The sequence below is a fragment of the Kurthia senegalensis genome, from assembly GCF_000285595.1.
GTDB lineage: Bacteria > Bacillota > Bacilli > Bacillales_A > Planococcaceae > Kurthia > Kurthia senegalensis.
The window spans coordinates 791652-806430 of record NZ_HE611064.1 but is presented as its reverse complement, the minus strand read 5'-3'; the positions used below and the strand labels follow the sequence as shown (position 1 = coordinate 806430).

The window sequence follows — 14779 nt, the reverse complement described above, 5'->3', positions numbered from 1 at the left end:
TCTATTTACACGGGAGGTGTAGAGAAGGGGCGGGTCGCATGGTATAGTAGAAGAAAGAGTACAAGAGGAGGCGACAGCGTATGAAAGGAAAGTGGAAAGCAGTAGCCGCAACCGGTGTAGCCGCATCGATTGTTGGAGCGTCCTTCGTGTTGACAGAGCATACTGCACAAGCAGCGACTGTGAAGACGACGGACGTGAGTTACATAGCAAAAGTGAAAAATACGACGCAACCGATTTATACAAAAGTGGGCGATACGAAGCCAAAAATGAAAGCGGGTACAGCGTATACGAATACGGCTTTGTACGTATATAAAAAAGCGGTCGTATCAGGCACGACGTATTATCAACTAAGCAACGCTGTATCAAAAACAGCGGCACCCATCGGTTGGGTGAAAGCGGCAAGTGTCCAAGTGCAGACGCTCAGCTATCCAAAATCGGACCAAAAAGTACGGACGTTCAATGGTACGGAAAAAGGGTACACACGCCCGAACGGGATGAGTAAAAACATCTTGTTTAAAAGTTTAGCAACGTATAAAAATAAAACGATGAAGACGTTATCGATTGCAAAAGTCGGCAAAGAAACGTGGTATTACGGATTAGTCGGTGGTCAAGGGGCTTGGTTTAAAGCATCGAGCTTCACGAAAGTGACGACGACTACGAAGGAACCAGCGAAACCGACCGTCTCAAAAGCGGTCGCAGTAAGCTATGTCGGTAAAGTAAAAGCAGCAACAAGTAGCTTATTTAAATTACCAACCGATAGTAAGGCATCGATGACAGCAGGCAAATCGTATACGGATGAAGTGTTCTACATTCAGAAGAAACAAGTCGTCAACGGCGTCACATTTTATGAACTGAAACGAAGTCAAACGGGTGCGACCATCGCTTGGGCGAAAGCAGCGGACGTGACGGTACAGTCGTACAAAGTCGTCAAAAATACGACGAAATCATTCACGTTACTCGGTACAGGTAAAGGGTACACACGGGCAGATGGCGGCGCGCGTAACGTCTTATTGACGACGTTAACGACGTACAAAGGGAAGACATTTACACCGAGCTACGTCGCAACAGTCGGCAAAGCGACATGGTACTACGGCAAAGTCGGCACGGCGAATGTGTGGCTTGCGGCGAATCAACTGAAAGCAAAAGCAGCAACGACACCGAAGCCAGAAGAAAAACCAGCTGAAGACAAACCGACGACATCGGAACCGATTGTCATCGTTGAAAGTTCGGTTTCAAAAATCGGGAAAGTACTCGATGCAGAAACAGTTGTGATCGCGGACTTAACGAAGCCAACCGTGACGAAAAAAATCGCCGCTACGTACGTCAATCAAGCAGCCATCGTGACGAAACGTGCGACGATGAATAAAAAAACGTACTATTATATGCCGAAAGTTGGCTGGGTAGAAGAAGCGAATATGACGCTTCAAAAGTATACAGCGGCAAAAGCGTACAAAAAGACGTTGTCACTCGTAGGAAAAGGGAAAGGGTATTCACTACAAGGTGGTACGTCGAAACAAGTGAAGAAATCATTGAACGTCGTAGCGGGGCAAGACTTCTTCGTGACGAAGTCAGCAGTCGTTGGAACGACGACATGGTATTACGGTACGGACCAAGACGGGGATCGTTACTGGACAGCGAAGTCGAATACGATCGTGAAAGTAACACCGTCTATTGAAGCGGCCAACTTACATGTCATTATGAATGCACCGTCTGTTACGTTGTATCCGGACGTGAACGACCTTGCGACGTCTCAAAAAATGACGACGGTCGAATTGATGCAAGTGTACAAAGTGAGCCGTAAAGCGACCACTCCGACGAGCGTCGTTTATTACGAGCTGACGTATAACGGTGTGGTGATCGGCTGGGTCGCTGCAGCCGATGTAAAAAACCAACCGACGACAACACAAGTGTCCAATACAGCAAGTCTTTTTCTAAATGGGGTTGGCAAAGGGTATAGCGAAGCGGGCGAACGAGGACAACTCGTCTATAGTACACTCGCAGCGAATCGAAAAGATGGCTTTATTCCACTCGACGAAAAAACGGTCGGAGGCGTCGTGTATTATAAAGGCGTCGTCGGTACGAAAATCGTCTGGGTCGGGCAAGGTGCATTATCCAACCCCTACTTAGTCGTAGATTTACGCAAAGTATCGAATATTACGCAAGAAGAGATGGAAAAATACCTCGTACGTGTGAAAGGTGACGCGATTAAGTCGAATGATTTATACAAAGCGATTCCGGCCATTTTAGACGTTCAAAAAACGTACGGCATTAATGCGCAGTTCATTCTAGCGCATATGATCGCCGAAACGGGCTGGGGTACGTCTAAAATCTCACAATACAAACATAATGGCTTCGGCTACCAAGCGTATGACTCATGTGCGATGACGTGCGCAGCCCACTTTCCATCGGTCGTAGATGGCTTACCATTTTATGCGAACAAAATTTATACGCAATATTTAAAAGCGAGCGGACCGTACTATAATGGCACGTCTGTATCAGACATTAACGTGCGCTATGCGACAGATAAAAACTGGTCGGTCGGCATTGCACGAAATATGCGCAATATGAAAGAATACGATGCGGCTTACTACGCGAAACAACCGGTTGCTTCTGTGAACCCACCGGCTGTGACGACAAAAGTGACGCATATTATTCCGAGCAACCAACCACAACCTGAAACGTTCCGTACGTTCAAAAAAGCTTTCGCTGCAACGGCGAAGTCAGCAACGGTTTACTACAAAATGCCGTACGCGACGACTGCCAATAAACTCGGCACAGCCAAAGCCGGCGATACGATCAACGTCGAAGCGTATCACGATGACGTGAGGGATTCGGGAAGTAGTCGTTGGTTCCGTACGACGTATAACGGCACACAGGCGTGGGTATTATCATCGACGATGACGATTCCGTACTTAGCGACAGCGACGTCGACGATGAATGTGTTGAAGACGGCAGACAGTGTTGCGGGAGTGAAAGTCGTGAGTGTGACGAAGACGACGCATTTACGACGACTCGTTGATGCGAACGGAGCGGTGATGACGAAGAAAGATACGAAAGGGATTTCGTTCACGAACGTGACCGTGGCCCATACAGGACAAACAGGCTGGATCGAGACAGCGAAGTTACGTACATTTGAATAAATGAACAGAAGAAGCGGCATTTCCGACAGGAATGTCGCTTTTTTTAGTTTATTAGGTCGATAGGTCTATTTGTGAGTTGGAAGGGGGAGCGGTTTCAAAAGAAGTAGGGCTATTCCATTACGAGATGTACATGCATGTGTACAGTAAAGGGAAAATGAGCTGTGAAGCGGGTTAATTGACATACTTCGACAACGTTCTTCCTCGCGTAAACATCGTATTGTAAAATGTAATATTTGTAATGTAGCGACATAAAAAGGAAGATTCGATGCGTTCGTTGGAAATGATTAGAACTATATATAATAGGAAGAAACACATGAAAATGAATAAATGAAACGAATGAAACGAATCGTGAAATATTACAAACGTATTAAAAGTAGCAAAAAAGGACAACAATTCGCCCTAAACCGTGCGAAAAACACTACCTTAAAACTAAGAAAGCGTATTTATTGTAGTTTATTTGATAACTTTAATAATCTTTTGCTATTTAATGAAAAACCGATGATATATATTTGATTATTTTAATAAAGTAGTGATATATTCCTTTTTAAGTTGAATTATTTGGTAGAAAAAAAGGTGGAAATTCTCCTATGTTTGAACGATAATTAGGCTAAGCATGGCGAGCGAAACCTTAATGGATTTGCAAAAGTTGCCATATAAAAAGGGAGGATTTTTATTCATGGGAAATAATAAAATGATCAAAACAGCAGCAGCAGTAGCTCTTGGTGCTTCAGTAGTAGCAACAGCAGTAGCTCCAGGTGCAGCTTCAGCAGCAACAACGTACAAACTTAAATCAGGTAAATTAGTGAACGCTAAAACTGGTAAAGTCGTAAAAGGTTACAAAGTATACAAATCAACACTTTACAAAGATGGTAAAAAAGCAAAAGGCTACGTAACTTTTAACAAAGTTCTTTACAAAGACGGTAAAAAATTCACTGGTTTACGTTCAGCTAAATACTACAAAGCTGGTAAATTAGCTACAGGTACTTTCAAAGGCGTATACTACAAAACAGGTAAAAAATTCACTGGTCTTAAATCAGGCGTTTATTACAAAGCTGGCGTTAAAGGTACAGGCCTTTACAAATCTGTATACTACAAAAACGGTAAAAAAGGTACAGCATTAGTTGGCGGCGTATACTACAAAAACGGTGCTAAAGGTACTGGTTCTTACAAAGGAATCCAATACAAAGCTGGTAAAGCTGTAACAGGCGTAGTTAACAACGTATACTACAACAACGGTGTGAAAGCTACAGCAGTAGTTGACGGCGTACAATACGTAGACGGCGATATTGCGAACGAAGTATACAAAAAAGTTCTTTATGTAGATGGTAAAGCTGCACAAGGTACTGTTGAAGGCGTTCTTTACAAAGACGGTAAAAAAGTAACAGGCGAAGTTGAAGGCGTACTTTACGAAGACGGTAAAGCTTTCTCTGGCGTTAAAGAAGATAAAGTTTACGTAGACGGTAAATTAGACGCAGAAGCTCCAGCTATCGAAGTTGAAGAAGCTCAAACTGTTGCTTACGGTGCTACAGCTCCAACAGCTGCATCATTAGTAAAATCAGTAAAAGATAACTCTGGCGAAAAAATCGAAGCTACAGCTACGATCACTTTCGACGGTAAAGAAGTATCAGCTATCGACACGAAAGTTGCTGGCGAATACACAATCAACTACGTTGCAGTAGATAAAAACGGTAACGAAGGTAAAGCTTCAGTTAAAGTAACTGTACAAGCAACAACTAAAGCAGAAGTTGAATCAGTAACTGCGATTAACGCTAAACAAATTAAAGTGAAATTTTCTAAAGCGGTAGGTAACGGTGTAACTACTCCAGCTAACTACGAAGTTAAAACTGTTGCAGGTGCTACTGCTAACACCGTTACAAGCGTAACTGTAGTAGACGATAAAACTGTTATTTTAAACTTAACATCAGGCTATACTGTTTCAACTGATTTAGTAGTAAGTATTTCAGGAATTTATGAAGCAGGTTCAATTAAAGAAACTCTTCCTAAATACTCTACAGTAATTAATGTTAACGATACAAAAGACCCTGAAGTTGAATCAGTATCTTCAAAAACTAGCACAAATGCTGCACAAGTAGTTACTGTAAAACTAAGCGAACCAATTCAATCAGCACCAGCTGTGAAAATTAACGGAAACCTTATTTCTACAGGTGTAAGTTTAGATGCAACAGGTACTATTTTAACTATCTCAGGTTTAAACTTAGCTGCTGATAAAACACATTCTTTAGAAGTACTAAATTATAAAGATTTTGCTAACAATAGCGTTGTATATACTAAAAAAGATTTCTCTATTACTAAAGATACAACTGTAGCTACAGGTAAAGCAGCTGTTCTACAAGATAATAAAGTTCAAGTAACTTTCGACAAAGCTATCACAGCGGCTTCATTAGCAAATGTTGATATTTTACGATATGATTCAACAACTGGTGAATACAAAAAAGTAGCTCTAGATACTACTACTCCATATGCTCAAGATACAACTGGTAAAATTGCTACTTTCAATATTGCTGCTGCTGAAGAAACTAACTTCTTCGGTCTAAACGATTCTAAAGAAGAACTTATTGTTAAAGTAAAATCAGGTGTTGTAGATACAACTGGTAATGCAGTAACTCCTTTTGAAGAAAAAGTAGTAGCTAACCAAGATGTTACTGGTCCAGCTTTACAAGAAGTTACATTCAAAAAAGATTCTAAAGGTGCAGTAACAGCTTTATACTTCACATATAATGAAGATTTAACATTCGGTTCTGCTCGTGCTTTAGCGGCTAGCGAAATTTCTTACACTGATGTTACTACAAACAATACTGTAGATTTATCAACAGTATTTGGTACAGCTCCACAAATCTCTCTTGCGACAGATGGTAAAACTTTAGTTGTAACTCCTGATACAGGTGCAACACAAAAATTCTTATCAGGTAGCTATTCATTTACTGCAGCAGCGGCTCTAGCAAAAGACACATCATTTGCACAAAATGATAACACTCGTGGTTCTAAAACTGTAGATTTCGGTCAAGTTGCTAATCAAGTTTCTGTTTCATCAGCATCTATCAATACTTTAAGTGCAGTAGATAATAAATTAACTATTACTTTCTCTAAAGCAGTAACAGCAGCATCAGCAAAAGATCCTGCAAATTACTCAATCAATGGTAAAACTTTACCAGCTACTACAGTTATTAAAGTAGTTAATGATACTACAGTTGAATTTACACTTCCTTCTGATACAGTAGCTAAATCTGATGGTTCAGCAGTATTAGCAGTTGATGGAGTTAAAGCACAAGATTCTTCAGCAACATTCAAAGCTTATGTTGGTACAATTAATGCTTTAGACAACACTCGTCCTGTAGCAACTTCTACTTTATTATCAAATGGATTAATCCAATTAACATTTAGTGAAGCAGTAACAGCTGCAGCAGCAGATTTCAAAACTTTAACTTTAAATGGTAAAGAAATTGAAACTACTACTCCAGATGCAACTGTTGTAACTGTAAACACTACAGCTTCATTATTAGATGGTACTCCAGCAGTTACAATTGCAGTAGTTCCTAAAGTTGCAGCAGACTTTAATTCAACTGGATTTACTTACCAATATATCGATGTTGATGGTAACGATGCTTTAGACTTCAACAAAGATATTATTCTTAACAAAGTTGAAGCTACTACAGCTCCTGCATCATGGTCTACAATTGCTAACTTAAATCTTTTAGACTCAGTTACAATTGAATTACCAGCAGCTCCAGCTACTGTAGATGGTTCAACTGTAAACCTTGGTTCAGGTGCAGGTAATACATTAGCACCAGCTACAACAATCACTGTAAAATAATTTTCCCTATCCTCCCTTAAGTAGGATAAATGGACGTTTAATATAAAAGAATTTCTTTTCCCCCTAGCTCCTCGGAGTTAGGGGTTTTTCTTTGTTTTAAACAAAGTTTCAAGCATATATTATTTCATTGAATCCAAGGCATATTCCTCTTGTGAGGGATATGTCTTTTTACATTGGAGGAGATCGTATGACTGAACAGAAAAAGTGTGTGGCATTGGTCGATGTTGTGTTGGAAAGAAAGGGTTCGATGTTGTTTGCATGAGAAACAACACAACCGGTGTACTTTGTCTCATTTATCGCATAAAAAACCCCTAAAAAGGGGCTTTCACGAGCGGAATTAAAATTCCATATCCATATAAGGACTGAACAGGTCACCGAATAGGCGATTGATTTCAAGCATAAGAGAGTTGTAGTTGGCTATATCGATAGAAGAGCCTATATAAGCACCATTCATACCGTACTCTATTGAATACATCGCTAATGGTCTTACGACACTTTTAGGGAGTTTCTTTAATTGTGCTTGCGTATAATCTTTATACGTCCAAAAAGCGTTGTTTAACTTCGTATAGCCTTCCATCTTCGTTAATTTAGATGTCGGGCTTTTAATCGTTGCCTTGTATGACCAACTACCGACATTTTTTATTTGGATGCCTGAGATTGCAAGCTGATACACAGCGTCTGTCTTTTTCGTATTGTTGAGTGTAATGAGAATACGTCCATCCTTTTTCTGTACGGTCGTTGTGACAGTCGGATCATTCGTTACGATCGCTTGGATGTCTTTGACGTCCGATGTTAATTTTACATCTTCTAAGTTCATACTATAAATGATTTGGGAGCCGTCCGGTTTGTATAAGCTGCCTAAAAATTCATTTACATTTGTATGTGTTAAGTTATACCCATCTCTTAAAGGATACCTTTTTCATATTAATCGTCTAAATCCATATCAAAGAAATCCGATAGCTTCTCATGCACAGAGTAGTATGCCAGTTGAGCAGGTGTTAATTGATTGAAGTTAAACGAGTTGAAGTACGTTTCGCCTTTTGCGAATTGTTTTTCAAGCGCTTTGCCTTCCGTTGATTGGAGGAACTTTTTCAGTTCTGCGGGTTTCGCGTTTTTGTATGTATTGTACGCAGCATTGAGTTCTGTGAAGTTGTATTTTTTCACTCCGTCCGGCAGCCCAGAGAATTTTGTCGAGAACGTTAACGGATAGCCTTCTACTTTCATATCTTTGATTTTCACATCATATACGGTATTTTTTTTCACGTTTGATAGCGTGACTTCTACCGCGTTATCTACTACTTTGGCGCTCTTCACCGTCGCTTTTGGTGAAACGACTACTTTGGATTTATTTACTTTCATATTTAACGAATAATAAGGACGGTGTGTATATGTGACCGTCGAGCCGTCTGTTGAATACGTGACATTGTTGTCAGCCATATCGTATGGTTTTGCTACTTTCCCTGAGAAGAACAGCTCTCCGTATTGGTAGTAGTTATTTTTGTATGTGCCATTAGATAACACGCCGTTGTTGTAATAGTAGTAGCGGTTATAGATTTTTTCACCTTTCGCTATTTTCCCATTCACATACAGCTTGTCATTGTATAGGAAGTACACGTTTTTACCGATGAGCTTCCCTTTTTTATAAAATTTATTTTTGTATGGAACGACACCTGATTTGATTTTGCCGTTAACGTATAGCACGTTTTTATGGAGGATCTTGCCTTTTGCGAGCTTGCCGTTTTTATACAGCTGCTTTTTGTAAACAATCGTCTTCGTGACAACTTTCCCTGTTTTTGCATTGAGTAGCTTGCCGGATTTTACTTTGTATGTCGTTGCAGCAGATGCTGACACGCTCGGAGCGACTGCCGACAATGTTACAGCCGTTGCGATTGTTGCGAATACCATTTTCTTCATAAGACACTTCCTTTTCTGTTTCTTTAAGTATAGAAATAAAATGAGTGTATGTACACTTGTTTTTACATAATTTTGTCATTTTATTGGATTTTTTTACTGTTTGATTGGATAGGATGAGAGCGATAAATTTTCTATTTTAAACGACAAATACAACTAACAAAAAACTATATTATTTTATTACTTTCAAGTCATTCTTAATATTTGGGGTGATGGGGGAGTCATCGCCATGCCGACACGCAAAAAAACGTCGCTGCACAGAAAAATAAAAGAACACGTACTATGTCGCAACGACGTTTGGCGTATAAAGTTTTAGAAGCGAGAACGATTTCTTTCGTTCTTGCTTTTTATTTTTCGTGTGGTGCAAGGCAGGAGATGGGATAGGTTAGTAAAAAACATTTTGGGCGATGAGTTCCGTATCACTTCGTACGAATAAGTGAAGTTCAATGGGGTCATAGCTAATATGCTTGCCGTCTACATCGTATATTTTTTCACAGCTCATAATTTTCTCGCGAGTACTTCCGACGCGGACGTGCCGACGGATAATGTTTTTTTCATCGAGAAATTGATTGGCAATCGGTTCAATATAAAAACTATCTCGTATTTGAAAAGGTCCTTTTTCTAATTTTTGAACGTTGACTTGGCATAGCCAAACGTTGTGAGATGTAGCACGCATGACTTGCCAACAAAAGACCCAGTGTAAATTATCCGCTTCGCCTAAACGTGAGTAATAAAGATCGCCTACTTGAATATGTTGCATTTAATACACCTCCTACTTTTTCTAGTATATCCATTATATAACAATTAAAGCGTATAAAAATAAGAAAATTTTGATGTTTATGTCGTTTTAATGAAGAAAAACGTATAGGTAGAATGACTATAAAGCAATGCCTTTTTTGGTATAATAGTAGTTATGAAGATTGTGAAGAAGGAGTGGGAAGATGCGGAGAATTCAAAAACTTGCGAGTGCGTGTTTCGTAAGTGGCTTGTTGCTAACGTCATATGGCGCAGGGAGTGAGGCGAAATCACCACAACTTGTTGAAGATGCCTATAAAGTAGCAAAAGCGACGATCGACGTGCAGCGACCACAAGATAAAGAGATGGACGTCGGAAGTAGTCAAAAGAGAGCAGAAGTGCAAAATTACACGGAAGAAGTGTCGACATTCGAACAGCTCGTTGACGTATTGGAGAGAGAGCTTGGGGACTTTAACCGAGTCATTCAAATTCCGTACGATGCGAATTGGACGAATGCCGATGTGAAAGCGGCACTTCATGAAGTGTATGCACGAAATACATATATTGCGGGGATTCGCGCAGGTGGAACGTATATCGCAGACGGTCGCTACGTCCGTGTTAAAATGAGTTATTTACATACAGTAGAACAAGAAAAAGTCGTGACGGAGCGGGTGCAACAAATTGTCGCTTCGGTCACTCGACCAGATATGACCGACGTTGAAAAAGTGAAAGCACTTCACGATTATGTCGTCACCCATACGATTTATGCTAGTGAAGGGTTGCAGACGAGCCAATATACGCCGTATACGATTTTAGCGGAAGGTAAAGGGGTTTGTCAGGCGTATGCATTGTTGACGTATCGCTTACTGCAAGAAGCGGGCATTGAAAATATGTATGTGACGGGGTATACGGATGAGTCGCATGCGTGGAATTTAGTTCAGCTCGACGGTCGTTGGTATCATCTTGATACGACGTGGGACGATCCGGTTTATGCGACAGCGTATTTAGAGAAGTTTCCAGAACTGTATTCAACCGTTTCCTATGCGTATTTTTTATTGTCGGACGACTCGATGATGCAAGATCATACGATAGATGCGGGCTATCCTGCACGTGCGAAGCAAGATTATTTTAAAGACTTGCGTCGCTACGAAGGAAGCAATATGATCGTACCGATGCAAGGGAAGGAGCATTACGTAGTAGGCGAGCAGATTTACCAAAACGGGGCGTGGTACGTCACGGATCCAGAAACATATGCGATGCGGAAATTGACGAATACGACGTCCGACATCGTGACGGATGGTATTGCGGCACACGGGATGACGTATGCGAACAACCGCATTTATTTTTTAAATCAGTTCGGTTACTTGTATAGCTATGATTTGAATACAGGAAGTGTCGTTCAGCATACGAAGCAGCTCGTTTATTTGAAGAAAGATGCAGGAGATTTAGTCGCCACGTCCGAAGCGGGTGAAGTGTACCGTATACCGATTGACCCACAGGCAGTCGTCACGCGCACATCACTCGAAAAACAGATGGAGAAATTAAGTAAAGAAAATATCATGCAATTTGATTGGTATGCGCAAACCTTTTTACAAAGTGTGGCATCGTATGAACAACCATTATCCGAGCAACTCGAATCGACAGTAGGACGTGTAAAAGAGCTCGTAGCGCAAAAAGAGCGATTCCAAAATAAGTTAGCGACAACTACATCGTTAACGAAAAAGCCACAAACGACGACGAGTACGAAAAAAGCATGGACGTTGACACTTTCTTCTGCGGTGGCGAATACGACGGCGAATAAGAAAGCCGTTCATTTATACGATCAATTTGGTAATGAAGTCGAAGCGACCGTTACGATTAATAGTAAAAATTAACGCTTAAGCCAAAAGCAGCATATGTGACAGACGTACCGTATACATTATTTATTGACGCAACATTAAAAAATAAAAATGGCAAAAAAATCGGGCAAGATGCGTACATGTCTTTCACCGTGAAAAAATAAAAGAGAACGGGGAACTGACCTACGAAAGTGAGACAGTGAAAAAGACGCTTCTTTTAAGCCAAATGTGACGGACGCTTTCCTGGGGCATGGCAGAAGCCTCCTCGCTCGCAAGCTCACTGCTGGGGTCTTCTGCTCATACTTTTCCCCTAGGAGTCGCCGTCAAATTTTAGATGATTTTACTTTGCTAAAACCCGAGTATTCGTACAGTAGTTGATCTATGCTTGAACGACAATGTCATTTGTTATTCTCAAAAGCTATTCAAGATCAAACGTTTCACACGTTAGGCATGGCATGGAACGTTTCAATTAACTTTTCTTCAAACGTTCCTTTTCCGATCCGATCTTGTTTACCGATTAGTTGTTGTAAACGATGCAACTCCCAGTTTTCATACGACTTCACCCACTGATAAAGTTGACTGTCATTTTTAATTCCACATATTCATCACTTTCCTTTTTGTTTCGTATGAATATTTTTTTCCATCAAAAAAACACTTCCAAAGATTTGATCCCTTTGAAAGTGTCTTTTTCTTTTTATGTTGTCTCAGATTTTTAGGTCCGTTCCATCTTATTCAAATCGTGAATGTCTTTGCTTATTAGCTATAGTTTTGTCCTAGCCTCTTTGTAGGAGGTTAGAAATTAAATGAATCGAAGAAATAGTTCAAGTTAATGTCGTTGGCAATTTTATCAAAGAAAATGGAGTAGTAAATGACAACGAAAATGAGTGATGCGACAATCGTTAGCAAGTAGTTAACGAATGGGTCCAGCTTGTTGCTCTTGAAGAAGAAGAAGCTTGCTGTGAACAAGGGCACGAGCGCAACGAAAATCGTTGAGATGAGACCGTATAGCAAAATAGAGAAAGCAAGGCTGTTTAATAAAAGTAAGACGAGAATGATAAGGAATACGACGTTGATGATGCTATTGAAAGCACCGATTTGCGCAATTCCTTGTTTCCATGATGTCATCGTACCGAGTTGACGACTTAATAATAAAACGAGGGCAACGAGTAGTACGTAGAAAATACCTAAGTATAAGAAAATACGGATGAACGCCCCGACGCCAAGAGAAGCGGAGCCGTCGAACAATCCATTCGACATCGTATTTGCAAAACCGTAGATGCTCGTGAGCATTTTGTTCGTAAAGACGACGGGAATTAGTGCGTATAAAATTAAAGAAATAACAGTCGAAATTATAGCGAATTTAAAGTAATTTTCGGATCCCATTTGAGATGGCTTTTTCAATGTTTGTAAGAAATAGTGCCAGTAGTTGCCACCTTGTTTTTTTAAGTTTTCGACGGCTGCACTACGCGTCGCTTTTTGTTCTGTTGAAGCGTTAGGTTGTACAGGTGGTACGTTGTGTGTTGTTTCTTGTACGGGTGGTACGGGATTGTTTGTCGGTTGTTCAGGTTGTTCAGGTGTAGCCGGTTTCTTCTCTAAAAGAGTATCTTGCTTCATCGGACTACCACATTTTCCACAAAAATTTCCTTCTTGGTTAGGGGTGCCGCAGTTTGGGCATGTCATCATTTCGTCATCTCCTTAATAGTCGTCAGATGATTCATCATCTGTGATTTCTTCGCTAATTTTTTGTTTTGCAATATTTGTAATGACATAGTTGGAGCCATTTTTAACGATTGTATACGTACGACGATATTCGTAGTCGTGACGTGGCCCTTCATGGCTATAGAACGTGTAGTCCTCATTTGATATTAATTGGAATGTGTTCGTATCAATTGCTTTGAACGAAGCGACGTTGTTCGTATGGTTGCTAATTTCATCGCCATCTACATATTGAGGGAAAAAGGCTTGTAGTTCTTTTTCCGCTTTGGAGCCGCTTTGTAAATAGTAGCTTGTCGCATCATAGACGTGATTGTTTAAATCAGATTCGTACGCTTTACGGTAGCTTTGATAAAAATCGATGACTTCACTTTCATTTTCATAAGCGATGTCACTTAATTCACTCGCACGTGCTGCCGCTTGTTCTTGCTCTGCGATGTATTCAAAATCTAGACGAATGTCTGATTTTTGAACTTTCACTTCTTTCGTTTTGTACGTTTTTCCACCATCTTTGACGATTGCTTGTACTTTCACAGAACCGTCTAATGGAAGTGGCCCAATCGTATTTTCATCGTAAATCGTTTTTTCAGTCGATTGACCGTTCACGTAAAGAATCGCATCCGGATTGTTAGAAGAAATCGTTGCGTAGTTCGGATTGAGCTCTAACTCGAATGCTTTGTCAGCTTCTCCGCCTACGAGCATCGTGCCATCGAATGGCAACTTACCGAATTCCGTAGTAAGAACGGCTGACCATTTATAATCGCCTGGTAAGAATTTACCGAGTTCCGTCGCTTTTTCTTTTTCTAATTTCTCCGTAACACCGTCTGTCGTGAATTCGATATTATCAAAATCATCGTTGTATACAGATTGCTTAATCGGAATTAATTCAAAATCCACCGTATGGTAAAGACCACCGAGAATGTCTTTTTTCACGAGGCGAATGAGTTCATCATCTTCGGTCGTAATAGGATCGGCCATATCTGTCTTATCGAGTACGACAAGATTTTCTTGCATCGCTTGGCGAACAGAAGACCAATCTTGACCTTGCATGTATGACAAGAAGCTGTCGGCATCCGCATGCGTATCTTTTTCTAACGTGAATTCATTTAAGAAAGCTTTTGCGTCTTCTTTTTGATACGCTTCGTGCATCGCAACAATTTTTTTAGACGGATCGATCATCGCTTTAATCGTAAAGTGTGCGATTGCAAGTAGTGCGACAACGGCAATAAGGGTAATCCAAAGTCCTTTTTTCTTCTTGGAAGAAGGTTTGCTGGCTTGTAGTGTTGATTGAGGGTGTTCGGTCGTAGGGGCTGTCTTAGCGAGTAACGATGCTTCCTCAGAAGACACTTTATCCACCGTACGCTTCGTCTTTTGCCCACAATTTGGACAGAAAGAAAGGTCATCCTTTATTTCTTTTCCACAATTTGTACAATGTTTCATACGATAGCTCCTTTGCATAGTTTCAAATGGTTTCATCTAAACGATTCATAAAAAAACCATCTTCTTTTCATTATAGTATAAAAAGCACTGAAATGTATATATTTGGTTTAGGATGAAACGTTTGTTATTTACTATTTTTTCATGAATTATAATGAAAAAACACATAAAAA

9 protein-coding genes are annotated in these 14779 nt (G+C 40.3%); 3 read left to right on the top strand and 6 right to left on the bottom strand.

Annotation, left to right across the window (positions count from 1 at the left end; all coding sequences use genetic code 11):
• Nucleotides 1-80: 80 nt before the first annotated feature.
• A complete protein-coding gene (locus tag KSHG_RS04260; RefSeq protein ID WP_010302310.1) occupies nucleotides 81-3140 on the top strand; it encodes a GW dipeptide domain-containing protein in 3060 nt (1019 codons plus the stop codon).
• Between the two features lie 676 nt (nucleotides 3141-3816).
• Nucleotides 3817-6972, top strand: a complete 3156-nt coding sequence (locus tag KSHG_RS04255) for a toxin-antitoxin system YwqK family antitoxin (RefSeq protein WP_010302306.1) — start codon at nucleotides 3817-3819, stop codon at nucleotides 6970-6972.
• Nucleotides 6973-7309: 337 nt separating this feature from the next.
• On the opposite strand, the gene KSHG_RS04250 is transcribed toward KSHG_RS04255, so the two are convergent.
• From KSHG_RS04250 to KSHG_RS04240, 3 genes are all read right to left on the bottom strand, one after another.
• Entirely contained in the window at nucleotides 7310-7789 is a 480-nt protein-coding gene (locus tag KSHG_RS04250; RefSeq protein WP_010302301.1) for a hypothetical protein, read from the bottom strand.
• A 107-nt stretch (nucleotides 7790-7896) separates the two neighbouring features.
• Nucleotides 7897-8886 (bottom strand): hypothetical protein, encoded by a 990-nt coding sequence (locus KSHG_RS04245; RefSeq protein WP_010302298.1) that lies wholly within the window; start codon nucleotides 8884-8886, stop codon nucleotides 7897-7899.
• A 382-nt stretch (nucleotides 8887-9268) separates the two neighbouring features.
• Nucleotides 9269-9643: a hypothetical protein gene (locus KSHG_RS04240; RefSeq protein ID WP_010302295.1), complete on the bottom strand. Its 375-nt coding sequence runs from the start codon at nucleotides 9641-9643 to the stop codon at nucleotides 9269-9271.
• Between the two features lie 181 nt (nucleotides 9644-9824).
• On the opposite strand from KSHG_RS04240, the gene KSHG_RS17385 reads away from it, so the two are divergent.
• Nucleotides 9825-11492 carry a transglutaminase domain-containing protein gene (locus tag KSHG_RS17385; RefSeq protein WP_010302293.1) on the top strand — a complete coding sequence of 556 codons (1668 nt, stop codon included), beginning with the start codon at nucleotides 9825-9827 and terminating at the stop codon, nucleotides 11490-11492.
• Between the two features lie 401 nt (nucleotides 11493-11893).
• Here the strand turns inward: KSHG_RS17385 and KSHG_RS18925 are convergent, their stop codons facing one another.
• The 3 genes from KSHG_RS18925 to KSHG_RS04215 all read right to left on the bottom strand — a co-directional run bounded on the left by KSHG_RS18925 (nucleotide 11894) and on the right by KSHG_RS04215 (nucleotide 14609).
• Nucleotides 11894-12019, bottom strand: coding sequence for a hypothetical protein (locus KSHG_RS18925; RefSeq protein WP_261797752.1), 126 nt, complete (start codon nucleotides 12017-12019; stop codon nucleotides 11894-11896).
• A gap of 229 nt (nucleotides 12020-12248) precedes the next feature.
• On the bottom strand, nucleotides 12249-13139 hold the full coding sequence (locus tag KSHG_RS04220; protein WP_010302290.1) for a zinc ribbon domain-containing protein: 891 nt from the start codon (nucleotides 13137-13139) through the stop codon (nucleotides 12249-12251).
• Nucleotides 13140-13151: 12 nt separating this feature from the next.
• Nucleotides 13152-14609, bottom strand: a complete 1458-nt coding sequence (locus tag KSHG_RS04215; protein WP_010302286.1) for a TcaA 3rd/4th domain-containing protein — start codon at nucleotides 14607-14609, stop codon at nucleotides 13152-13154.
• Between the last annotated feature and the right edge of the window lie 170 nt (nucleotides 14610-14779).

Bases quoted from the DNA above. Each gene is read 5' to 3' on its own strand.
- KSHG_RS04260 (WP_010302310.1), top strand. From the start codon at position 81: ATGAAAGGAAAGTGGAAAGCAGTAGCCGCAACCGGTGTAGCCGCATCG.
- KSHG_RS04240 (WP_010302295.1), bottom strand. From the start codon at position 9,643: ATGCAACATATTCAAGTAGGCGATCTTTATTACTCACGTTTAGGCGAA.
- KSHG_RS04255 (WP_010302306.1), top strand. From the start codon at position 3,817: ATGGGAAATAATAAAATGATCAAAACAGCAGCAGCAGTAGCTCTTGGT.
- KSHG_RS04250 (WP_010302301.1), bottom strand. From the start codon at position 7,789: ATGAACTTAGAAGATGTAAAATTAACATCGGACGTCAAAGACATCCAA.
- KSHG_RS04245 (WP_010302298.1), bottom strand. From the start codon at position 8,886: ATGAAGAAAATGGTATTCGCAACAATCGCAACGGCTGTAACATTGTCG.
- KSHG_RS04220 (WP_010302290.1), bottom strand. From the start codon at position 13,139: ATGATGACATGCCCAAACTGCGGCACCCCTAACCAAGAAGGAAATTTT.
- KSHG_RS17385 (WP_010302293.1), top strand. From the start codon at position 9,825: ATGCGGAGAATTCAAAAACTTGCGAGTGCGTGTTTCGTAAGTGGCTTG.
- KSHG_RS04215 (WP_010302286.1), bottom strand. From the start codon at position 14,609: ATGAAACATTGTACAAATTGTGGAAAAGAAATAAAGGATGACCTTTCT.